Origin of the sequence: Kribbella amoyensis, assembly GCF_007828865.1 — a bacterium.
Lineage (GTDB): Bacteria > Actinomycetota > Actinomycetes > Propionibacteriales > Kribbellaceae > Kribbella > Kribbella amoyensis.
Map to the genome: position 1 here is coordinate 3,586,704 of NZ_VIVK01000001.1, position 21,811 is coordinate 3,608,514.

At 70.5% G+C, this 21,811-nt stretch carries 20 protein-coding genes; 16 read left to right on the forward strand and 4 right to left on the reverse strand.

Going from position 1 to position 21,811, the window contains the following annotated elements; translation table 11 throughout:
• The first annotated feature begins 39 nt into the window (after positions 1-39).
• From FB561_RS17015 to FB561_RS17035, 5 genes are all read left to right on the forward strand, one after another.
• Complete coding sequence (locus tag FB561_RS17015) at positions 40-765, forward strand: EamA family transporter (RefSeq protein ID WP_420371345.1); 726 nt, start codon at positions 40-42, stop codon at positions 763-765.
• A 69-nt stretch (positions 766-834) separates the two neighbouring features.
• Positions 835-1,749 (forward strand): ABC transporter ATP-binding protein, encoded by a 915-nt coding sequence (locus FB561_RS17020; RefSeq protein ID WP_202880638.1) that lies wholly within the window; start codon positions 835-837, stop codon positions 1,747-1,749.
• Entirely contained in the window at positions 1,746-2,480 is a 735-nt protein-coding gene (locus FB561_RS17025) for an ABC transporter permease (protein WP_145807808.1), read from the forward strand. Before FB561_RS17020 ends, FB561_RS17025 begins: the two co-directional genes overlap by 4 nt.
• A 24-nt stretch (positions 2,481-2,504) precedes the next feature.
• A complete protein-coding gene (locus FB561_RS39000) occupies positions 2,505-3,638 on the forward strand; it encodes a sensor histidine kinase (protein WP_145807810.1) in 1,134 nt (377 codons plus the stop codon).
• The gene (locus FB561_RS17035; protein ID WP_145807812.1) at positions 3,635-4,243 is read left to right on the forward strand and encodes a response regulator transcription factor; all 609 of its coding nucleotides are present in this window, start codon (positions 3,635-3,637) and stop codon (positions 4,241-4,243) included. The genes FB561_RS39000 and FB561_RS17035 overlap by 4 nt, the downstream gene beginning before the upstream one ends.
• Positions 4,244-4,344: 101 nt before the next feature.
• Here FB561_RS17035 and FB561_RS17040 read toward each other — a convergent pair whose 3' ends face one another.
• Positions 4,345-4,977: a TetR/AcrR family transcriptional regulator gene (locus FB561_RS17040; RefSeq protein WP_238334865.1), complete on the reverse strand. Its 633-nt coding sequence runs from the start codon at positions 4,975-4,977 to the stop codon at positions 4,345-4,347.
• A gap of 65 nt (positions 4,978-5,042) precedes the next feature.
• Here FB561_RS17040 and FB561_RS17045 point away from each other — a divergent pair, with 65 nt between their 5' ends.
• Positions 5,043-6,500 carry a flavin-containing monooxygenase gene (locus tag FB561_RS17045; RefSeq protein WP_145807813.1) on the forward strand — a complete coding sequence of 486 codons (1,458 nt, stop codon included), beginning with the start codon at positions 5,043-5,045 and terminating at the stop codon, positions 6,498-6,500.
• A gap of 43 nt (positions 6,501-6,543) precedes the next feature.
• On the opposite strand, the gene FB561_RS17050 is transcribed toward FB561_RS17045, so the two are convergent.
• Entirely contained in the window at positions 6,544-7,191 is a 648-nt protein-coding gene (locus FB561_RS17050; protein ID WP_145807815.1) for a DUF4352 domain-containing protein, read from the reverse strand.
• 214 nt (positions 7,192-7,405) lie between these two features.
• Here FB561_RS17050 and FB561_RS17055 point away from each other — a divergent pair, with 214 nt between their 5' ends.
• Entirely contained in the window at positions 7,406-8,707 is a 1,302-nt protein-coding gene (locus tag FB561_RS17055; protein ID WP_145807816.1) for a hypothetical protein, read from the forward strand.
• Positions 8,704-8,949, forward strand: coding sequence for a hypothetical protein (locus tag FB561_RS17060; RefSeq protein ID WP_145807818.1), 246 nt, complete (start codon positions 8,704-8,706; stop codon positions 8,947-8,949). The genes FB561_RS17055 and FB561_RS17060 overlap by 4 nt, the downstream gene beginning before the upstream one ends.
• Here FB561_RS17060 and FB561_RS17065 read toward each other — a convergent pair.
• On the reverse strand, positions 8,903-9,976 hold the full coding sequence (locus tag FB561_RS17065) for an aldo/keto reductase (protein ID WP_238334866.1): 1,074 nt from the start codon (positions 9,974-9,976) through the stop codon (positions 8,903-8,905). The two genes, FB561_RS17060 and FB561_RS17065, sit on opposite strands and share 47 nt — an antisense overlap.
• A 200-nt stretch (positions 9,977-10,176) precedes the next feature.
• On the opposite strand from FB561_RS17065, the gene FB561_RS17070 reads away from it, so the two are divergent.
• Together FB561_RS17070 and FB561_RS17075 are read left to right on the forward strand one after the other, a co-directional pair.
• Positions 10,177-10,926 carry a siderophore-interacting protein gene (locus FB561_RS17070; protein WP_145807820.1) on the forward strand — a complete coding sequence of 250 codons (750 nt, stop codon included), beginning with the start codon at positions 10,177-10,179 and terminating at the stop codon, positions 10,924-10,926.
• Between the two features lie 63 nt (positions 10,927-10,989).
• Positions 10,990-11,823, forward strand: a complete 834-nt coding sequence (locus tag FB561_RS17075; RefSeq protein WP_145807822.1) for a helix-turn-helix transcriptional regulator — start codon at positions 10,990-10,992, stop codon at positions 11,821-11,823.
• Positions 11,824-11,846: 23 nt separating this feature from the next.
• On the opposite strand, the gene FB561_RS17080 is transcribed toward FB561_RS17075, so the two are convergent.
• Entirely contained in the window at positions 11,847-12,614 is a 768-nt protein-coding gene (locus FB561_RS17080) for a MerR family transcriptional regulator (protein WP_145807824.1), read from the reverse strand.
• A 97-nt stretch (positions 12,615-12,711) separates the two neighbouring features.
• Here FB561_RS17080 and FB561_RS17085 point away from each other — a divergent pair, with 97 nt between their 5' ends.
• The 6 genes from FB561_RS17085 to FB561_RS17115 all read left to right on the forward strand — a co-directional run bounded on the left by FB561_RS17085 (position 12,712) and on the right by FB561_RS17115 (position 21,797).
• Positions 12,712-14,523, forward strand: coding sequence for a hypothetical protein (locus FB561_RS17085; RefSeq protein WP_145807825.1), 1,812 nt, complete (start codon positions 12,712-12,714; stop codon positions 14,521-14,523).
• Positions 14,520-15,344, forward strand: a complete 825-nt coding sequence (locus tag FB561_RS17090; RefSeq protein WP_145807828.1) for an SDR family NAD(P)-dependent oxidoreductase — start codon at positions 14,520-14,522, stop codon at positions 15,342-15,344. The genes FB561_RS17085 and FB561_RS17090 overlap by 4 nt, the downstream gene beginning before the upstream one ends.
• The gene (locus tag FB561_RS17095) at positions 15,341-16,330 is read left to right on the forward strand and encodes an alpha/beta fold hydrolase (protein WP_238334867.1); all 990 of its coding nucleotides are present in this window, start codon (positions 15,341-15,343) and stop codon (positions 16,328-16,330) included. Before FB561_RS17090 ends, FB561_RS17095 begins: the two co-directional genes overlap by 4 nt.
• A gap of 129 nt (positions 16,331-16,459) precedes the next feature.
• Complete coding sequence (locus FB561_RS17100; RefSeq protein WP_145807830.1) at positions 16,460-17,623, forward strand: CaiB/BaiF CoA transferase family protein; 1,164 nt, start codon at positions 16,460-16,462, stop codon at positions 17,621-17,623.
• A 1,586-nt stretch (positions 17,624-19,209) separates the two neighbouring features.
• On the forward strand, positions 19,210-20,766 hold the full coding sequence (locus FB561_RS17110) for a sugar ABC transporter ATP-binding protein (protein ID WP_145807832.1): 1,557 nt from the start codon (positions 19,210-19,212) through the stop codon (positions 20,764-20,766).
• Complete coding sequence (locus tag FB561_RS17115) at positions 20,763-21,797, forward strand: ABC transporter permease (protein ID WP_145807834.1); 1,035 nt, start codon at positions 20,763-20,765, stop codon at positions 21,795-21,797. Before FB561_RS17110 ends, FB561_RS17115 begins: the two co-directional genes overlap by 4 nt.
• The last annotated feature ends 14 nt before the right edge of the window (positions 21,798-21,811 follow it).

The following is a 21,811-nucleotide window of genomic DNA, read 5'->3' on the forward strand; positions in this document are numbered from 1 at the left end:
CGGGTCGGGGCTCCGGGGACTGTCGGGCTGCGGCTGGCGATGGCTCTTCCGGTGCTGCTCCTGATCGCCCGGCCCTCGCTGTGGCGGCGGAGCCGGCGGGACCTCGGGGCCGTGGTTGCTTTCGGCATCGTGCTCGGGTTGATGAACCTCTGCTTCTACCTCTCGCTGGAACGCCTGCCGCTCGGGGTCGCCGTGACGATCGAGTTCATCGGGCCGCTCGGGCTGGCGGCCGCGATGTCGCGCCGGCGCAAGGACCTGGTCGCCGTTCTCGCGGCCGCGGTCGGCGTGGTCCTGGTGAACGGGCACGAGCTGGGCCAGGTGGACTGGCTCGGCGTCGGGTTCGCGGCTGCGGCGGGTGCGCTCTGGGCCGGGTACATCCTGCTCAGCGCCGAGACGGGCCGCCGGTTCGCGCAGCTCGACGGGCTCGCGTTGGCGATGGTGGTGGCCGCCGCGATCACGGTACCGATCGGGCTCGCGACCGCGGGCGCCGCCGAACTCCTGCACCCCCGCATCCTGCTGGCCGGCCTCGCGATCGCGCTGCTGTCGTCAGTCCTGCCGTACTCGCTGGAGACGCTCGCTCTCCGGAACATGCGCCCGGCCGTCTTCGGCATCCTGATGAGCGTCGAACCGGCGGTCGGCGCCATCGCCGGGTTCGTCGTCCTGCACCAGCGGCTCGGCGCGATCCAGCTGCTCGGCATGGTCTGCGTGGTCGGTGCGTCGATCGCGATCACCCGGACGCGTCAGTCGGAGGCACCCGACATCTGACGGATGTCATGGGTACGTCGTGACGCTCGGCCGAAGGGTCGTCACGGTCCGGACAGCAGGCTTGCCGGTATGACGACAACGACTGCGGTCACCCTGAACGGAGTGACCAAGAGGTACGGCGAGGTACAGGCCGTGGCTGGGGTGGACCTCACGATCCGGTCGGGTGAAGTCGTGGCGCTGCTGGGGCCGAACGGTGCCGGGAAGTCGACCACGCTCGAGATGCTGCTCGGCCTGGTCCGGCCCGACCAGGGCACGGTCCAGGTGTACGGCGCGTCGCCGACGGACGCGATCGCGGCCGGGCAGGTCGGGGTGATGCTGCAGAGCGGTGGGATCATCGAGGACGCCAAGGTGGGCGAGCTGCTCAACCTGGTCGGCGGGCTGCACCACGACCCGCTGCCGGTGAGCGATGCTTTGCAGTGCGCCGGGATCGAGGATCTCGCGAACCGCAAGATGAAGGGGCTGTCCGGCGGGCAGAAGCAGCGGGTCAGGTTCGCGATGGCGATCATCCCGCAGCCCGACCTGATCGTGCTGGACGAGCCGACCACGGGGATGGACGTGGAGTCGCGCCGGGACTTCTGGGCGTCGATGCATGCCGAGACCGCGCGCGGCCGGACGGTGCTGTTCGCGACCCACTACCTGGAGGAGGCCGACTCGTACGCCGACCGGGTGGTGCTGATGCGGCACGGCCGGATCGTTGCCGACGGCACCGCCGCGCAGATCAAGGCGGGCGTGTCCGGCCGGACGATCCGGGCCACCGTCCCCGGGGCCGACCTCGCCACGCTCGCGTCATTGCCCGGCGTACGGACCGTGGAGACCAGGGGCGACGTGGTCCTGCTGCAGTGCGCGGACTCGGACGACACCCTGCGGTACCTGCTGACCAGCACTCCCGCCCACGACATCGAGGTGACCTCGGCCGACCTCGAGGACGCCGTCCTGGCGCTCAGCACCGAAGCCCTCAGCGCCGAAGAGGAGACGCTCACATGAACTTCGACTACCTGCTCTTCGACATCCGCCGCACCCTGCGGAACCGGCGCGTGCTGATCTTCGCGGTGCTGATGCCGGTCGTCCTCTTCCTGATCTTCGGTGCGACACTGCAGGGCGGCGACACCGAGGCGGGCATCTCCGCGATCGCGTACGTGATGGTCAGCATGGCCATGTTCGGCTCGATGAACGCCGCGCTCAGCAGCGGCGGGGTGATCGCGGCCGAGCGGGACGGCGGCTGGAACCGGACGCTCCGGCTGACCCCGCTCAAGCCGCAGGCGTACGTCGCGACCAAGGTGATCCTGTCGCTGTTGCTGGCGATTCCGCCGCTGCTCGTCGTCTTCGTCGCCGGCATGGTGATCGGGCACGTCCACCTGAGCGCAGGTCAGTGGTTGTCGGTCGGGCTGGTGTCCTGGCTGGGTGCGCTGCCGTTCGCCGGTCTCGGCCTGGTGATCGGGTATGTCGCCAAGCCGGACAGCGTGCAGCCGATCACCGGACTGACCACGATGCTGATCGCGGCGTTCGGCGGACTGTGGCTGCCGGTCGAGCAGATGCCGGCCGTGATGCGCGACATCGCCCGTCTGACCCCGGCGTACTGGACCGGGCTGAGCTCGCGCAGTGCGCTGTCCGAGAGCGGCCTGGACGTGAAGGCGCTGCTCGTGGTGCTCGGCTGGACGCTCGTGCTCGGGTTCATCGGGCTGCGGAGGTTCCGTGCGGACACCGCGCGGGCGTGATCTGGAAGAAGTAGCGTGACAACTGTGAAGAGCACGCCGACTCTGCTGGACGCTCTGGCGGAGAGAGGTCAGCAGCGGCCGCGTCCGTGGGGTTGGCTCGCGGCCGGGATCTGGTTGTTCTACCTCGCCAGTCCGCTGCAGGAGATGGCCAAGCACAGCGAGGGCCTGACCCGGATCGTCGGGATCGCCGCGTTGCTGCTGTTCGCGGCCGGGTACATGGGCTTCTTCGTCTGGATCCGGCAGGTCGGGCTGCGGGCCGGCGAGCTGGCGTTGTGGCAGCGGCTCGCGTACCTCGCGGTGCTGCTCGCGTTGGCGCTCGTGATGGTGCCGGCGGCCGATCAGACGGCCCTCACCACGCTCGTCTACATCAGCGCCGTCGGCATGATGGCGCTCCCGCTGCCGGTGGCGGTCGGGGTCACGCTGAGTCTGCTGGGCGGCGCCGAACTCGCGATGCGGGTGGTCCCGGGCTGGACCGACGACGGCAGCTACGGGTTCGCGATCTTCCTCGGCGCACTGGCCGTGTTCGGGATGCGGCGCGCGATCCAGCGCAGTATCGAGCTGTCGGTGGCCCGGCAGGACTTCGCCGAGCTGGTCGTGCAGGAGGAGCGGAACCGGTTCGCCCGCGACCTGCACGACATCCTCGGCCACTCACTGACCGTCATCACGGTGAAGGCCGAGCTGGCCGGCCGGCTGATCCAGGCGAACCCGGAGCGCGCCGCGACCGAGGTGGCCGACGTGGAACAGCTCGCCCGCGCGGCCCTGGCCGACGTCCGGGCGGCGGTCGCGGGGTACCGGGAACTGAGCCTGGCCGGCGAGCTGGTGGCGGCCCGGGCCGCGTTGGAGGCGGCCGGGATCCGGGCGGACCTGCCGACCACCGTGGACGAGGTCCCGGAGGAGAACCGCGAGTTGTTCGCCTGGGTCGTCCGGGAAGGGGTGACGAACGTGGTGCGGCACTCCGGCGCGAAGAAGGCGACCGTCAAGGTAGGGGCGCGACAGATCGAGGTCCTTGACGACGGCAAGGGACCGGTCTCGGGTAGCGGCGCAAACGGGCACGGGCTGATCGGATTGCGGGAACGCGCCGACCAGGTGGGCGCGAGCTTGCACGTCGGCAAGTCGCCGGAGGACGGGTTCCGGCTGGCTGTCAGGGTGGGACCGTGAGTATCCGACTGCTGATCGCGGACGACCAGGCGCTGGTCCGCGGGGCCCTGGCCGCGTTGCTCGACCTGGAACCCGACCTCGAGGTGGTCGCCGAGGTCGGCCGCGGTGACGAGGTGATCGAGGCCGCGCGGTCCGCGAAACCGGATGTGGCCCTGCTCGACGTGGAGATGCCCGGCCTGGACGGGATCGAGGCGGCCGCCGCGTTGCGGTCCTCGGTTCCGGGAGTGCGGGTGCTGATGGTGACGACCTTCGGCCGACCCGGCTACCTGCGTCGCGCGATGGAGGCGGGGGCCGCCGGCTTCGTCGTGAAGGACACCCCGGCCGCGCAGCTGGCCGACGCCGTCCGCCGGGTGCAGCAGGGATTGCGGGTCGTCGATCCGTCGTTGGCGGCCGAGACGCTGGTGGCCGGGATCAGCCCGCTGACCGCGCGCGAGTCCGACGTCCTCCGTGCCGCTCGCGAAGGCGGGACCGTCGCCGACATCGCGAAGGAACTGCACCTGTCGGAGGGGACCGTCCGCAACCACCTCTCGGCGGCGATCGGCAAGACCGGCGCCCGGACCCGCGCGGAAGCGGCCCGGATCGCGCTGGACAACGGCTGGCTCTGAACCTGCAGCACTCACCAAGCACGGCCAGAGGCTGCTGATGGTCCTGGTGCCAGGCGGAAGGCGAGCCGATGAGCGCTGTTGGTGAGTGGTGGGCGTCCGGTTCAGCTCTCGCGGAGGGCGCGCAATCCCTGCCAGAGCAGGTCTTGCAGGGTGCGGGCGACCTTCTCCGGGGTGGGGGAGTTGTCGTTCCGGGTGCGCCAGATCGCCAGTCGCTCGGTGGCGCCCGAGATGGTCTGCGCGACGATCTGGATCTCCTCCTCGTCGGTCGCGCGGCCGGGCGGGAGGTTGAGGCGGACCATGGTCGCGATCAGCTCGACGAAGTCGGCGCGGACCTCGTCGGCGGCCTGGGCCGCGGGACCGGCGGACAGCATGCCCTCGTCGACGATCACCGACCACGCTCGCGGGTGCTCGTCGAGGAACGCGAACCACGCGACGAAGCCCGCGTACATCGCCTCCTCCGCATCGGGGGCCGCGAGTACCGCGTCCGAGACAGCCTCGAGGAGCTGGGCGCGGAGCCGGCTCAGGCAGGCGAGGAACAGCCCGTCCTTCGACCCGTAGTACTGGTAGATCAGCGGCTTCGAGACCCCGACGACGGCGGCGACCTCGTCCATCGAGGTGCCCTGGTAACCCCGCTCGCCGAAGATCCGCTCGGCCGCGTCCAGGATCTCCCGCTCCCGCGCCGCCCGGTCCCGCCGGCGCTTCACCGGTACTGCGTCGTCCGTGGTCGAGGTCACTTGCGGAGTCTAACTGACCCCGAGTAACTTACTGGGAGTAAGTTCTTCCGACGGCGGAGGTTGCGATGACGGCCGAGCGACAGCATCACCGGATCGTGGTGATCGGCACCGGGTTCGCCGGGATCGGGATGGCGGTGCGGCTGAAGCAGGCCGGGTACCACGACTTCGTCGTCCTCGAACGCGCGGACGACGTCGGCGGGACGTGGCGCGACAACACGTACCCGGGGTGCCGTTGTGACGTGCCGTCGCACCTGTACTCGTTCTCGTTCGCGCCGAATCCGGAGTGGTCGAGCACGTTCTCCCCGCAGCCCGAGATCGAGGCGTACCTGCGGCAGGTGACCGACTCGTTCGGGGTCCGGCCGCACATCCGCTTCGGTCACGCGGTCGAGTCGGCCGCGTGGGAGGACGGGCGCTGGCTGGTCCGGACGAGTGCGGGCGTGTTCTCGGCCGACGTGCTGTTGTCCGGGATGGGCCCGCTCGCCGAGCCGTCGTACCCGAAGCTGCCGGGGATCGAGGCGTTCGAGGGCAAGGTGTTCCACTCGGCGGAGTGGGACCACGAGCTCGACCTGAGCGGGCGCAAGGTGGCCGTGATCGGGACCGGCGCGTCGGCGATCCAGTTCGTGCCGGCGATCCAGCCCGAGGTCGAGGAACTGCACCTGTTCCAGCGGACGCCGCCGTGGGTGATGCCGCGGCCGGACCGCAGGATCAGCGCGGCCGAGAAGGCGATCTACCGGCGCTTTCCCCTGGTACAGAAGGCGGTCCGGGCCGGGATCTACTGGGGCCGCGAGTCGATGGTGCTCGGGTTCGCCAAGCTGCCCGGGATCATGAAGCAGGCGCAGAAGGTCGCCGAGAAACACCTCGCGCACCAGATCCGCGATCCCGAACTCCGGGCCCGGCTGACGCCCGACTTCACCCTCGGCTGCAAGCGCGTGCTGATCTCCGACGACTACTACCCGGCCGTCGCCCAGCCGAACGTCGAGGTGGTGACCGACGGCATCGCCGAGGTGACGCCGACCGGGATCGTCACCGAGGACGGCGTGAAGCACGAGGTCGACACGATCATCTACGGCACCGGATTCCGGGTCACCGACCTGCCGGTGATGGACCTGCTGCACGGCCGCGACGGCCTGACGCTGCGGGAGGCGTGGTCGGGCGGGATGGAGGCGCACCTCGGTACCGCGGTGGCCGGCTTCCCGAACTTCTTCCTGCTGATCGGTCCGAACACCGGCCTCGGCCACAGCTCGATGGTGTTCATGATCGAGTCCCAGATCGCCTACATCCTCGACGCCCTGCAGAAGATGGACGCGGCCGGCATCACCGAGGTGGAGGTCCGCCCAGAGGTCCAGCGAGCCTTCGTGGACAACGTCCGGAGCTCCATGCGCAACACGGTCTGGACCCGAGGCGGCTGCACCAGCTGGTACCTCGACGCCGAAGGCCGCAACACGACCCTCTGGCCCTCCTTCACCTTCCGCTTCCGCCAACTCACCCGCCACTTCAACCCCACGGAGTACGTGACCCGGTGAGCCCGCTCCGGGTCGGGGTCCGGAGCGGGCGTGGGGGTGATGGCTACTTGATACCGCCCTCGAAGTGCGAGGACTCGTAGTCGAGGAAGCCGGGCTCGACCTCGATGCCGACCTGGCTCTGCTGCGCCTTGCTGATTTCGAAGCCGTACCGCGCGGTCTTGGTGCGGCCTGGCGGGATGGTGCCGGTGAATCCGAGGCCGAGGTTCTGATCCATGTCGAAGACCTGCTTGGCCTCCTCGCCGTTCGGTCCGCCGGTCGCGCGCACCCTGGTGAGGTCGACGTCGACCGTCTGCTTGGTGCCGTTCTTGATGGTGACGGTCGCGATCACGCCCTTGCTGAAACGAGTCAGCTTGGTCACCTGGACCTGGAGGCCGTCGTCGTAGCGGAACCACTCGGTCGCGCCGATCTTCGCGACGGTGCTCTCATCGGCCGCGTTGCTCTCGGTCGTCGCCGGCGGCTTGGCGGCGCTGCTCGCCGGAGCGCTCGGGGCGTGCGCGGACCCAGTCGTTCCGCTGGTCTGCTTGGTGGCGTCGTCGAGGGCGTCGCCGGCGCTGAGGACGATGGCTGCGCAGCCGCCGGTGAAGAGGACGAAGGTTGCTGTGAGGGCCAGGAAGATGTTGCGGGCGGTGTGCTTCTTCTTGGGCGGCTGGAACTGCGGGTGCGGCTGGAACTGCGTGTACTGCTGGGTCATTTCTCCCCCAGGTCGTGTGCTCTCCGGACCGGTGGCGTCACCCCGGGACAGGGGTGACGCCACCGGTATTACTGTCCGTCGCCGGGCCGCGCTCGGGGCATGGGACGAGGTCACGATCTGTGATAGACCAAGGTCCTGGATCGGTCCCTCGCCATGTGACATTGGGCGTGTTACATTCGATCGGTCACGTAGCTGAGGGAAGGGGCCGCGGCTGATGATCGCGCTGCACGGGATCGGTGGGCGTGGTGACCTGCCCGTGCCGTTGTGGCTCGCCGTGTACTCCGCGGCCGCGGCGGTCGCGGTTTCGTTCTTCGCGCTGGCCGCGTTCTGGGCGCGGCCGAAGTTCGAGCGGTTCTCCGGTCCGCCGTTGCGCCGGCTGACCGTCTTCGTCGACGCCCCGGCGACCAGGTGGACCCTTCGACTCCTCGGTCTCGGCGCGTTCGCGCTGCTCCTGGGAGCCGCGTGGTTCGGCAGCGAGTCGCCGGCCGAGAACCCGGCGCCCACCTGGCTGTACGTGTGGATCTGGGTCGGCATCATCCCGATCTCGCTGCTCCTCGGACCGGTCTGGCGGATCGTCAACCCGCTGCGAACCCTCGCCGCTTTCGTCCCGCGCTCGGCGTACCGGCCGTTGCCCGGCGGGATCGCGTACTGGCCGGCCGTCGCCGGGTTGTTCGGGTTCCTCTGGCTCGAGCTCGCGTATCCGCACGGGTCCGAGCCGCGCGTCGTCGCGCTCGCCCTGACCGGGTACGCCGTGGTGAACGTTGCCGCCGGCATCGTCTACGGGCCGCGCTGGTTCGCGATCGGCGACAGCTTCGAGGTGTACGCCGAGACGCTGGCGCGGCTGAGCCCGATCGGCCGGTCCGAGGGGCGCCTGGTGCTCCGGAACCCGCTCGCCGGTCTCGCGACGATGCCGCAGGAGCCGGGCCTGGTCGCGGTGCTCTGTCTGCTGCTCGGGTCGACCGCGTTCGACGGCATCTCGCGGTGGTCGGTCTGGACGGATCGCACCGGCCAGCTCGGTCCGGGGCAACACGTCGTCGCGCACACCCTCGGCCTTCTCGTCGCGGTGGCCGTGGTGTCCGCGCTGTTCGTGGTCGCCGCGCGTGCGACCGGGGCGGCGCGGGTCCGGCCGGGTGCGATCGAGGCGGCGGGTCTGCCCGGGGCGTTCGCGCACTCGCTGGTGCCGATCGCGATCGGGTACGCGGTGGCGCACTACTTCTCGTTCGCGATGTTCCAGGGTCAGGCCGGTGTCCTGCTGGCGACGGACCCCTTCAGCCGCGGCTGGGATCTGCTCGGGACGGCGGGAACGCGCATCGACTACGCGTTCCTGGGTACCGGGCTGATCGCAACCGTTCAGATCGGCGCGATCGTGCTCGGACACGTCCTCGGGGTGGTGTCCGCGCATGATCGCGCCGCCGGTCTGTTCCGGCGCCGGCAGCTGCGCCGGGCGCAGTACCCGATGCTGGCCGCGATGGTCGCGTTCACGGCCGGCGGGATCGCGTTGGTGACGGCCTCATGATCGTCCTCCACATGGGCGGCATCCCCGAGCTGGCGATGTTCCTCGGCCCGCTCCTGCTGATCGCCGCCTTCGTCCGGATCGCCCGCCGCAACGAGGCGGCGACCACGGACGAGGACGACGACTGGGACGCCGAACTCGGCGACCTCCCGACGGTCTCAGCGCAGGATCACCTGCCGGATCAGGAGCAGCCCGGGATCAACGCGGGACCGGCACCCGTTCGAGCCGGACGTCGCCGCGGGTGACGCTCTGGGTCAGCGGCTGGTTCAGGAAGTCGTGCGGGAAGCCCAGCTCGATCCGGCTCGCCTCCTCGAGTTCCGCGACGTCCTGCTCGCCGAACTCGACGTCCAGGGCGCCCAGGTTGTCCTCGAGCTGACCCAGCGTCCGGACCCCGAGGATCGGCGAGGTCACCGCCGGGTTCCGCAGCGTCCAGGCGATCGCCACCTGGGACGGCGTCTTTCCGTTGCGCTCAGCAACCTTCTTCACGACGTCGGCGATCGACAGGGCCCGCGCGGTCAGCGAACCGTTGGCTGCGGCAACGTTCTTCCGGGTGCCCGCCGCGGACGCCTCGCCGCCGCCGTGGTCCAGGTCGGCCGTCGTGTACTTCCCGGCCAGCACGCCGGACGCCAGCGGCGACCACGGCAGCACGCCGAGACCGAGTTCACGGGCCATCGGGATCAGCTCGCGCTCGACGGTCCGTTCGACCAGGCTGTACTCGATCTGCAGCGCGATCAGCGGGGACCAGCCGCGCAGGTCGGCGATCGCCTGCATCCGCGCGATCTGCCAGGCCGGCGCGTCCGAGATCCCGACGTACAGGACCTTCCCGGCGGAGACCAGGTCGTCCATCGCGCGGAGGATCTCCTCGACCGGCGTGGTGAAGTCCCAGGCGTGCAGGTAGAGCAGATCGAGGTAGTCGGTCTGCAGCCGGCGCAGGCTGGCCTCGACCGAACCGACCATGCTCTTGCGGTGGTTGCCGCCCGAGTTCGGGTCCTTCGGCCGGCTGGTCATCGTGTACTTCGTCGCGATCACCAGCTCGTCGCGCCGGCCGCAAGCGAACTGCCCGACGAACTCCTCCGACGTCCCGTTCGTGTACTGGTTCGCGGTGTCGACGAAGTTCCCGCCCCGGTCCAGGTAGGTGTCGAAGATCCGCCCGGCCTCGTCCTTGTCCGCACCCCAGCCCCAGTCGGACCCGAAGGTCATCGTGCCCAGCGAGAGCGGTGAGACCCGCAGCCCGGACCGGCCGAGCAGGCGGTAGGTGTCCAGTGATGCCACGTCAGCTTTCTCCTTCGATCGTTGGCTTCCGACAGCTTCGGCGACCGCGTGGACGGGCAAAAGGGAGACCTCTTCCTGGGACCGGCTCTCCCACTCTCCGGTCGGCGGGGAGGACGGTGGCGATCAAGTTAGGTTAGCCTAAGTAACGTGAGGCAACCGAGTGCAGCAGACGCCGTCCTGTCCGTACCGGTGGTGTGCCGGTGACCGCGGTGGTGATGGGGACCGTGGTCGCCGTCCGGTCCCTGAGTCCGTCGTTCGTGACGGTGAGCCTGGCCGGCTGCTCCGGCCTGGAGACCGGTGGGTACGACCAGCGGATCAAGATCCTGCTGGCGCGCCCGGGCCAGGACGAGCCGGTGCTGCCGCCCGCGGACAACTGGTACGGCGCGTACCGGGAGATGCCCGACGACGTCCGGCCGGTGATGCGGACCTTCACGATCCGCGCCCAGCAGGGCGAGGTGATCGACGTCGAGTTCGCCCTGCACGGCGACACCGGGCCGGCGTCCGCGTGGGCACGATCCGCCAAGCCAGGCAGCAAACTCGGCATCGTCGGACCCGAGCCGAGCGACGAGCCGAAGGCCCTGCAGTACCGTCCGGACGGGCCCGACTGGCAGCTGCTCGTCGCCGACGAGACCGCGCTGCCCGCGCTGACCTCGATCGTCGAGAACCTGCCCGCGGGGACCGACGCCCGCGTCGTGGTCCAGGTCCGCGAGCCCGGCGACATCCGCGAGTTCGGTACCGCGGCCGAGCTGGACGTGGTCTGGGTGGTCGCCGATGACCTCGCCGAGGCGGTCCGCAAGGTGGAGCTCCCCGCCGGTACGCCGTACGCGTGGGTGGCCGGCGAGGCCGGGGTGGTGCGCGAGATCCGCCGGTACCTCACCAAGGAGCTCGGCTGGGAGAGCGCGCCGCACTACTTCGGCGGCTACTGGAAGACCGGCCAGTCCGAAGGCTGAGGCCGGGTCACGCCCGACGTCGGCCCCGCGTCGGGTGACGCCGGTGGTTCGTAGACTCGGGGGATGGACGTCGCGCACGAGCTGGCCGTCTTCCTGCGGACCCGCCGGGAGCGGCTGACGCCTGCCGAGGTGGACCTGCCGGACCGCGGCCGGACCAGGCGGACGCCGGGGTTGCGGCGCGAGGAGGTCGCGGAGCTGGCCGGCGTCTCGGTCGACTACGTGATCCGGCTCGAGCAGGCTCGGGGGTTGCGGCCTTCGGCGGAGGTGCTGGGCGCGTTGTCCCGGGCCTTGCGGCTCACCGACGACGAGCACGCGTACGTCTTCGACCTGACCCGGCAGTGGTCCTCGGTCCGCCGGGCCGCGGGTGGTGACGCGGATTCGCTGGCCGCGCTGGTCCGGGCGATGTCGCCGTTGCCCGCGATGCTGGTGAACCACCGGTTCGACATCTGCGCGTGGAATCCGGAGATGGCCGCGCTGATGCTCGACTTCGCCGGCGTGCCCGCGGAGAAGCGGAACACGATGTGGCTGTGCACGATGGAGCCCGCCTTCGGCGACTTCTACGTGGACCGCGAACAGGTGATCCGGGAGGGCATCGCGGATCTGCGCGCCGCCTGGGCCGCGCACGCGGACGACTCGGAGCTCGCGGACCTGGTCCGGGCGCTGACGGCGGAGAGCACCGAGTTCGCCGCCTGGTGGGAGCGGCACGACGTGATGGTGAAGGGCAACGGGCTGAAGCGGGTGAACCACCCGGTCGTCGGTCCGGTGACGATCGAGTACGACGTGCTCACGCCGCTCGGTGACACCTTCCAGCGGCTGATCGTCTACCGCGCCGCCGACGCCGCGTCCCAGCGCGCCCTCGACCAGCTGATCCCGGACCGGACGCTGCGCGCGATCTGACTCTCGCGCGACCGTGGCCGAAGTCAGCCGGTGGAGGGGAGTTCGTCCGGCGGCAGGCCGAGTTCCTCGTAGGCGGCGATCTCGATCTCGCGGCCCATCGCCTCCCGGAACGCGGCGACCAGGGCCTGGCCGGCCAGCGGGATGATGTTCTCCAGGGTGCGCTGGACCTCGGGCCAGCCGTCGGCCGGCAGCCCCGCGTCGGCGAACCGGCGCCAGACCGTGCCGCGGAACAGCTCCACGTAGATCTTCGCGACCTCGTCGGCCTGGTGGAACAGCTTCGGCAGCATCTCGAAGATCGCGTCCAGCGGGACACCGAGCTTGATCACCTCGAGTCCGGTCCGGAGCAGGTCCGGGTTCGGGATCCGCAGCTTGCCGTCGTCGAGGCGTTCGCAGATCCCGAGCTCGATCAGCTTCTCGATCGTCGCCGGGTCGTGCGGGATCCCGGCCCGCTCGGCCAGCTGGTGCTCGTCGATCACCTCGGGCTCGGCCGGGGTCCACGGGGTCACCAGGGTCTCGAACACGCCCAGCGCGAGCGCGCCGTCGGGGAGCTCGGTCAGCATCCGCTCGACCGCGGCCAGCGTGTACCCCTTGCCGAGCAGCTCGCGGACCAACGTGAGCCGGGCGACGTGGTCGGCGCCGTAGTACCCGGTCCGGCCGACCAGCCGGGGCGGCGGGATCAGCCCACGCCCGGCGTACGCGCGCACGTTGCGCACCGTCATGCCCACCTTGGCGGCGAGCTGGTCGACGGTCAGTTCCTCGGGGCCCTCGGCGGGCGATGTCCGTGCTCCCACCCTTGACAGTCTTCCAGACTCCACGTTACATATCGTATGTAACATCAGGCATGGCGCATACCTAGTGTTGTGTCCCCCGCATCCGAGGGAGATTCCCATGACCGTGCCGCTGGCGGCATCGACCGGGACCGCGACGTTCGACCAGATCGCGATCGTCACCGGGCTGGTCGGCCTGATGTACGTCGCGCTCGCCGTGCTGCTCTGGCGCGAACGGACCGGCCGGGTGACCTTGGTCGGCAGGCTCGCGGACGCGGTCGGCCGGTTCGACGGCGTACCCCGCTGGGCCGCCCTGACGCCGTACCTGCACGCGGTCTCGCTGCTGTCCTGCGCGTTCGGGGTGTGGTGGGACATCGCGGTGCACATCGGCCGCGGCCGCGACACCGGCCCGTTCGGGACGCCCGCGCACTACCCGATCTTCTTCGGCATTCTCGGCGTGATCATCTCGGGCGTGTTGCCGATCGCACTGGCCGGGAAACCGCTGCCGGCCCGGACGATCAAGCTGACCAAGGGCTGGCGGATTCCGTGCAGCGCCGCGCTGGTCACCTTCTGCGGTACGTTCGCGCTGGTCGGGTTCCCGCTGGACGACGTCTGGCACCGGTTGTTCGGTGAGGACGTCACGCTCTGGGGCCCGACCCACCTGCTGATGATCGGCGGCGTGGTGCTGTCGATCTTCGCCCGGCTGCTCGCTTCGGCCGAGGTCGAGCAACTGGTCGGGACGAACAAGCGGCGCCGGTTCCAGGAGATCGTGGCCGTCGGCGCGTTGCTGATCGCGTGGGACCTGTTCAGCACCGAGTTCAACTACGGCGTGCCGCAGTTCCCGTTGATCCTGCAGCCGCTGCTGATCGTGTTCGGCGCGGCGATGGCGTTCACCTTGCTGCGCTCGCGGATGGGCCGGGGGAGTACCTTCGCCGCGCTCGCCGTGTATTTGGTGATCCGCGGCGGGATCGCCTGGGCGGTGGACCAGCCGCTCGGCGAGTTGCTCGGCCACTTCCCGCTGCTGCTCGTCGAGGCGATCCTGGTCGAGCTGGTGGCGCTTGCCCTGGGCAACAAGAACCGCTTTCGCCTCGGTGCCGTCGCAGGGGTCCTGATCGGCACCGTCGGCCTGCTCGCGGAGTACGGCTGGAGCCAGGTCTGGATGCCGATCCGCTGGCCCGCGTCGATGCTGCCGTCGGCGCTCGGGTTCGGCGTCTTCGTCGGGCTCGGGGCCGGCCTGGTCGGCGCCTGGCTGGCGACCCGGTACGCCGAGGTCGCGGGCGAGGTCCGGGCCAGGCCGACCGTCCGGCGGACCCACCAGCTCGGCGCGGCCGGCCTGATCGTCGTGCTCGGGATCATCTTCTTCTGCGTACCGCGGTCGGCCGAGCCCGGTGTGACCGCGACGGTCTCGCTCGACCGGGTCGCGACCGGGTCCGAGCCGACCGCGTACGTGACGGTCGAGCTGGATCCCGCCGACGCGGCCGAGGGCGCGCGCTGGTTCGAGGCGATGGCCTGGCAGGGTGGCGGATTCGTCACGCACTCGATGGAGAAGGTTGCCGAGGGCACGTACCGGTCGGCGGACGCGTTGCCGATGTACGGCAAGTGGAAGTCGATGGTCCGGCTGCACCAGGGCCGGCGGGACATGGTGTCGGCCTGGGTCTACGCGCCCGAGGACCTCGCGATCGAGCAGCCCGCGATCCAGGTGTCCGACGGCAAGGCGGTCGAGTTCATCAACGAGCAGCAGGTTCTGCGGCGGGAGGAGCGGACCGACGTCCCGCGCTGGATGTGGAACGGCGGGTACGCCCTGCTCGCGGTCGTCGGCTCGCTGGAGATCCTCGGGATCGCGTGGCTCGTCGGCCGAGGCGCCCGCGGTGGCCGGCAACGGGCCGCCCACCTCGCGGCCGAGGCGACCAAGCGTGAACGGGAGACCGCGTGACCGGCCGGGCAGGCTTTGTCCGTCGTCCCTTGCCGTGGGAGCTCACCGGCAAACGCGTCCTGATCACGGGGGCCGCGGGCGCGTTCGGTACGGCGACGGCCGAGGCCCTGCGGCTCCGCGGCGCGACCGTCGTCGGGATCGACCTGCAGAAGAGCGATGACGTGATCGAGTGCGACCTGACCCGGCCGGACCGGATCCCGGCCGCGGTCGGTGAGGCGATCGACCGGCTCGGCGGACTGGACCTGCTGATCAACAACGCGGGCATCGGCGTACCGGCCCTGGCCGGGGACGCGCCGGATTCGGTCGCCCGCAAGGTGGTCGAGGTGAACCTGTTCGCCGGTTGGGGTGTGACCGCGGCCGCGTTGACCGCAGTGCGCGCGTCCCGGGGCCGGGTGATCTTCGTGTCCTCGGCCCTCGCCTACGTGACGCTGCCGCTCGCCGCGTCGTACCTGGTCTCCAAGCGCGCGATCGACACGTACGCCGACGCGCTGCGGATCGAGAACGGCCGGCACCTCGACGTGAGCGTGATCTACCCCGGGTTCGTCCGGACGCCGATCCACGACGCGTCGCTGGCCCGCGGGGTCGACCTCGGGATGTTCGTGCCCGCCGAGACGGTGGAGCAAGTCGTTGGCACAATCGTGAAGGTGGCCGAATCCGCGAAACCACCGCGCAACCGGGCCTCGACCCGCGGCACCGGGGTCGCGGTCGCGCTGGCCCGGCACCTGCCGGCGCTGACCGACCGCGTGATCCGGTTGCGGACGAACCAGCAGCGGCGCCGAGGCGGACTGGGCGAACTCACCGACGAACTGGGGAAGCTATGACGCTGCACGCCGAACGGACCGGCGTCACCACCACCGACGGCGTACGGCTGCACGTCGAGACCACCGGGCCGGCGGACGCGCCCGTCACGGTCCTGCTCTCCCACGGCTGGACCTGTTCGAACCGCAGTTGGCACAACCAGGTGGAGACGCTCCCGTCGATTCTCGGCGAGTCCCGGGTCCGTGTCGTCACGTACGACCATCGCGGTCACGGGCGGTCCGAGGCGGCGCCGGCCGGGACCACACGGATCGAGCAACTGGCCGACGACCTGGTCACCGTGCTGGACGAGGTGGTCCCGTCGGGTCCGGTCGTGTACGCCGGGCACTCGATGGGCGGGATGACGTTGATGGCCCTCGCCGATCAACGGCCGGACCTGTTCGGCTCGCGGATCGCCGGCGCGGCCCTGGTCAGTACGACGGCCGGTCAGGTGACGTCGCGGGCTCTCGGGCTCCCGGCGCGCTTGGACGGTGCCGCCGCCCTCGTCGCACCGCGGGCGGTCAACCTGGCCGGGGCGCGGCTGGAACGTCGCGAACACCGGCGCGCCGCGGACGCCGTACGGGCTGAGGCACTTGCAGAGGCGGCCGCCGGACCTGCGCGGGGTACGGCGTGGTTACAGGCGGCGTCGACGGGCGTACGGCGGCCCGCGTTGCGTCAGCTGGTCTTCGGCAAGCGGGTGGATCCGGACGAGGTGGACATCTTCATGGAGGACCTGGCGCTCACCCCGGGACGCTCGTTCAGCGGGTTCTTCGACGCGATCACGCACCACGACCGCGGCGACGCCCTGAAGGTCCTCGACAGCATCCCGGTCGAGATCATGCACGGCACCCGCGACCGCCTCCTCGGCCCCCGGCACGCGAACCGCCTCGCCCACCTGGCCCCGTCCGCCCGCCTCTGGATGTACCCGGGCGCCGGCCACATGCTCATGCAGGAACGCCCCCGCGACGTCACCCACCGCCTCGCCTCCCTGGCCCGCAAAGCCCTCGCCTGATCGGTCCGAGGCGCCGCCCGCCGGTCCGGTTGCCTTCGTCCGAGCCTGACCGTCAGCGGGTGGATCGCGGCAGCGGGGGTGAGGGGCGCGTCACTGTCGTCACGGCGGGATCGGCCTAGGGTTGGCGGGGTGCAGAACCTACTGTCGGACCTCGTCGTCGTGGACCTGACCCGGGCGCTCGCGGGGCCGCACGCCGCGATGATGCTGGGCGATCTCGGCGCACGCGTGATCAAGGTCGAGACCCCGGCCGGTGGTGACGACAGTCGCGGCTGGGGACCGCCGTTCGTGGGTCCGGACGAGGACCGCGAGTCGACGTACTTCCTCTCCGCCAACCGGAACAAGGAATCCGTCACCGCCGACCTCAAGTCCGACGAGGGCCGCGAGTTCCTCACCCAGCTGGTCCGCCGGGCCGACGTACTGATCGAGAACTTCCGGCCCGGCGTCCTCGACCGGCTCGGCTTCTCGGTCGAGCGGCTGCACGAACTCAACCCGGGCCTGGTGATCCTCTCGATCACCGGCTTCGGGCACGACGGACCGGAGGGCGGGCGCGCGGGGTACGACCAGATCGCGCAGGGCGAAGGCGGGCTGATGAGCATCACCGGCGCCGTCGAACCCACCAAGACCGGCGTCCCCATCGCCGACCTGCTGGCCGGCATGTACGGGGCGTACGGCGCCCTGGCCGCGTTGCACGAGCGCTCCGTCACCGGCAAGGGCCGCGTGGTCCGGACCAGCCTGCTCGCGTCGGTCGTCGGCGTCCACGCGTTCCACGGCACCAAGTGGACCGTGGCGGGGGAGCTGCCCGAGCGAGTCGGCAACCACCACGCGCAGATCGCGCCGTACGGGCTGTTCCGCACCCAGGACGACACCGTCCAGGTCGCGGTCGGCAGCGAGGGCCAGTGGAAGACGTTCGCCCCGATCGTCGGCCTGGACCCCACCGACGAACGCTTCGCCACCAACGCGGACCGCGTCGCCCACCGCGACCAGCTGACCGCCGCGATCGAGGCGGCCTTCGCGTCGGAATCCGCGGATCTGTGGCTGCGGAGGCTGGCGGACGCGGGGATCCCGGCCGGCAAGGTCCGCGACTTCCAGCAGGTGTACGACTGGGAGCAGACCAAGTCCCAAGGCCTGCTCATCGAGGTCGACCACCCGACCCTGGGCCCCATCAATCTCCCCGGCCCACCCCTCCGCTTCGACGAAAACCCCCACGCCGGAGCCCGCCGCAAGAACCTCCCCCCACCCAAACTGGGCGAACACAACCAAACAGTCCGAACCTGGCTGACCGACCACCCCTGACCCACCCACGCCCACACCCACCCACGCCCACACCCGCACGCGCCCCGGTCGCGCTGCCGCGGGGCAAGCCCGCTGGCCGGCGCCCAAGCACTGCCCGCACCCCCGGCCGCTTCTACCGCCGCCCGACTTTGTGCACGCCCCGGCCGCGGCCCACGTACTCCGGGCCGACTTTGTGCGCGCCGCGGCTGCGGCTCGCGTACTCCGGGCCGACTTTGTGCACGCCCCGGCCGCGGCTCACGTGCTCCCGGCCGACCTTGCGCACGCCCCGATCGCTCCCGGCCAACTTTGTGCACGCCCCGGCCGTCCAGCCGTGTCTGCGGCGGCCAGTTGGTGCACAAGGTCGGCCAACTGCGCGGCGAGGTGGCTGATTTGTGCTCAAGGTCAGTGAAGCACGGGGTTTGCGTGGCTGGTCGGTGCTCAAGGTCGGCCCGGTCCCCGACTGCGTGGCTGACTGGTGCTCAAAGTCGGTGGCGAGCCAGCTCGATGGCGGGTTGTTTGACGGCTGACGGGTTGCAACCCGCCCTGCGGTGACATAACCCGTCAACGGCGAAACAACCCGCCAGCGGGCGGGCGCCAACCGTGTACGCCACCCGTCGTGCCCACCACGCCTCCTGCCACCCACCTCCGCCCGGCGGACGAGTCACCGGCCGACTTTGTGCACGCATCGGTCGTCCAGCTGCGTCGTTGACGGCTGGTCAGTGCACGAAGTCGGCCAACTGCGCGGCGAGGTGGCTGGCTGGTGCTCAACGTCGGCGGCGAGCCTGGTCGATGGCGGGTTGTTTGACGGCTGACGGGTTGCAACCCGCCCTGCGGTGACATAACCCGCCAGCGGCGAGACAAGCCGCCATTGGGCTGGCGGCAACCGCGCTCGCCACCCGCCGCCGTCACCGTGATCGACGCGCCCCGGCGCAGACCGGTACCCGCCGCACCTTCTCCCGCCTCCGCCTCGCCCGCCGCCGCACCTTCTCCCGCCGCCGCACCTTTCCCCCCCGTCGCACCTCTCCCGCCGTCGCGCCTCCTCCCACGTCCGCGCACATCTCACCTCCGCGCCTTCACCCACCGCGGGCGTGTCGGCGGCCGACTTTGTGTACGCACCGGTCGTCCGGCTGCTTCGGCGGTGGCCAGTTGGAGCTCAAGGTCGCCCAGCTGCGCGGTGAGGTGGCTGGTTGGTGCACAAGGTCGGCCACCAGCGCAGGTGCGTGGCTGGTTGGTGCTCAAGGTCGGCCAGCTACGCGCGAGGTGGCTGGTTGGTGCACAAAGTTGGCCAACAGCGCAGGTGCGTGGCTGGTTGGTGCTCAAGGTCGGCGCGGCGGCCAGGCTCAGTGGAGGGTTGTTGGGGGCTGGTGTGGTGTGGCGGGCTCTGGGCGAGCTCGCCGAGAGAGCATGCGGGTGAGGGGTGGGGTTTTCGTGGTGGTCGAAGGGGTGGGGTCAGGTGAATGAGGCGCTTAGCGTGCGGGTGGTGGGCTTCGGGGTGAGGGGTTGACTAGATATCGATTTCCCTTGCGTCGGGGGTGAGGGGTTGACGCTTCGGTGAGCTCAGGTCTAGCGTCCGGGAAATCGATTACTCACCCGCTCGCGGAGGTGTCATGGCCGAGGTCGCCGCGTTGGTCCGGATGACCCGGATCGGCAAGCGGTACGGCGGGGTGCAGGCGTGCCGGGAGGTCGACTTCGCGCTTGGCGCGGGCGAGGTGCACGCGTTGCTGGGCGAGAACGGCGCCGGCAAGAGCACGCTGATGAAGATCCTGTCCGGGGACGTCACCGACTACGACGGCGAGATCCGGATCAACGACCAGCCGGTCGGCTTCGGTGGTCCGACCGATGCGCAGGCGGCCGGGATCGCGATGATCCACCAGGAGCTCGACCTGGTACCCGGGTTGTCCGTCGCCGACAACATCTTCCTCGGCCGCGAACTGCGGACCCCGTGGCGTACCGTCGACCGCCGCCGGATGGATCGCGAGGCGCGCGCCCTGCTCGAGCGCAGTGGTGTCGACCTGGATCCGCGCCGCCCGGTCGGCGAGCTCCGGGTCGGGGAGCAGCAGCTCGTCACCATCGCGAAGGCGATCTCGCTCGACGCCCGGGTGCTGATCATGGACGAACCCACCTCGGCGCTCACCACGTCCGAGGTCGAGCGGCTGTTCGTGGTGATCCGCGAACTCCGCCGGGCCGGGGTAGGCATCGTCTACATCAGTCACCGGATGGAGGAGATCGCCCAGGTCGCGGACCGGGCGACGGTGCTCCGCAACGGCCAGATCGTCAGCAGCTTCGACCCGCGCAAGCTCAGTACCGCCGAGGTGGTCGAGGCGATGGTCGGGCGGCCCGTGCAGACGATGTTCACCACACCCGACTCCGCGACCGGGGACGAGCTGCTCCGGGTGGAGGACCTGGTCGTCCGCCCGCGGCGTCCCCGGCCTGGCCGCCGCGATCCCGAAGGCATCTCGTTGACCGTGCGAGCGGGCGAGATCGTCGGCTTGGCCGGGTTGCTCGGCGCCGGCCGGACCGAACTGCTCGAGACCCTGTACGGCGTGGCGCCCGCGGGGGCCCGGTCCGGTCGGATCGTCTTGCAGGGCCAGGAGATTCGTCCGCGCACCCCGCGGCAGGCGCTGGCTCGCGGGATCGGGTTCGTGCCCGAGGACCGGCGGACGTCCGGGTTGGTGTTGTTCCACTCGATCCTCGCGAACACGGTGGTGTCCAGCCTCCCGGCGTACGGGCGGCTCGGGGTGATCGCGCGGCGGATGGAGCGGTCGGCGTCGGTCCGGATGGCGGATCGGCTCCGGCTGAAGTTCGGCCGGTTGCAGGACGAGGTCGGCACGTTGTCTGGCGGGAACCAGCAGAAGGTCGTGTTCGGCCGGATGCTGCTGACCGAGCCGAAGCTGCTGTTGCTCGACGAGCCGACCCGGGGTGTCGACATCGGGGCGAAGGCGGAGATCTACCGGCTGCTCGGCGAGCTGGCCGGCCAAGGCATCGGGGTCCTGCTCGCCTCGTCCGAACTGCCCGAGCTGATCGGGGTGTGCGACCGCGTCGTCGTACTCCGCGACGGGCGGGACGTGGCGTCGTTCAGTACCGCCGATTCGGGCGAGGGCGACCTGCTCGCCGCCGCGATGGGAGAGAGCGCTGTGTTCGAAGAAGCCGGAGGCCCGCAGTGACCGACGTAAAAGGCCAGGCCACCGCCACCGCGACGCCGGTCGAGAAGGCGTCCGGCGGGGTGGTCGCGACGCTGTTCCGGTTCCAGAGTGTGTTCGGGCTGCTCGCGGTGTTCGTCGCGGCGATCATCTTCTCGCCCCGGCGCAACGGCGAGATCCTCTTCCTGTCCGCGGACAACCTGGCCAACGTGGTCCGCGCCGTGTCCGAGATCGGCATCATCGCGGTCGGGATGACGTTCGTGATCCTGATCGGCGGGATCGACCTGTCCGTCGGCGCGGTGCTCGGGCTGGCCGCGGTCGGTTCGGCGGTGCTGATGGTGGAGAGCGACTGGGGCTTCCTGCCGTCGGTCGTCCTCGTCCTCGCGATCGGTCTCGTCTTCGGCGCGTTGCAGGGGATGGCGACCGCGATGATCGGGATCCAGTCCTTCATCGTCACGCTGGCCGGATTACAGATAGCCAGAGGTCTGGCCCGGATCTGGTCCGACGGGCAGGGCGTCGCGATCGCGTACGGCGACGGGCCGAACGAGGCACCGGAGTCGTTCGCGATCCTCGGTGAGCGGACATTCGGCGGCCTGGTCCCGATCCCGGTACTGATCTTCGCGGTGGTGGCGATCGCGGCCGTGGTGTTCCTGCGGATCAGCGCGTTCTCCCGGCACCTGTACGCGGTCGGCGGCAACGAGAAGGCGGCGCGGCTGTCCGGGGTGCCGGTGATCCGGGTCAAGATCGCCGTGTTCGCGATCTGCGGGCTGCTCGCCTCGCTGGCCGGCATCGTGCACGCGGTCCAGCTGAACCAGGGCAGCCCGAACGACGGCATCGGGTACGAGCTGGACGCGATCGCGGCCGTCGTGATCGGCGGCACCAGCCTGGCCGGCGGCCGCGGGTCCGTCGCCGGGACGATCGCGGGCGCGCTGCTGCTCGGCGTCCTCAACAACATCCTTGCCCTGAACAACATCGACTCCAACATCCAGCTCCTGATCAAGGGTCTGGTGATCGTTGCCGCGGCCGCGCTGCAACGGCTCCGGCCCGCCTCGTGAGGAAGGTTCATCCC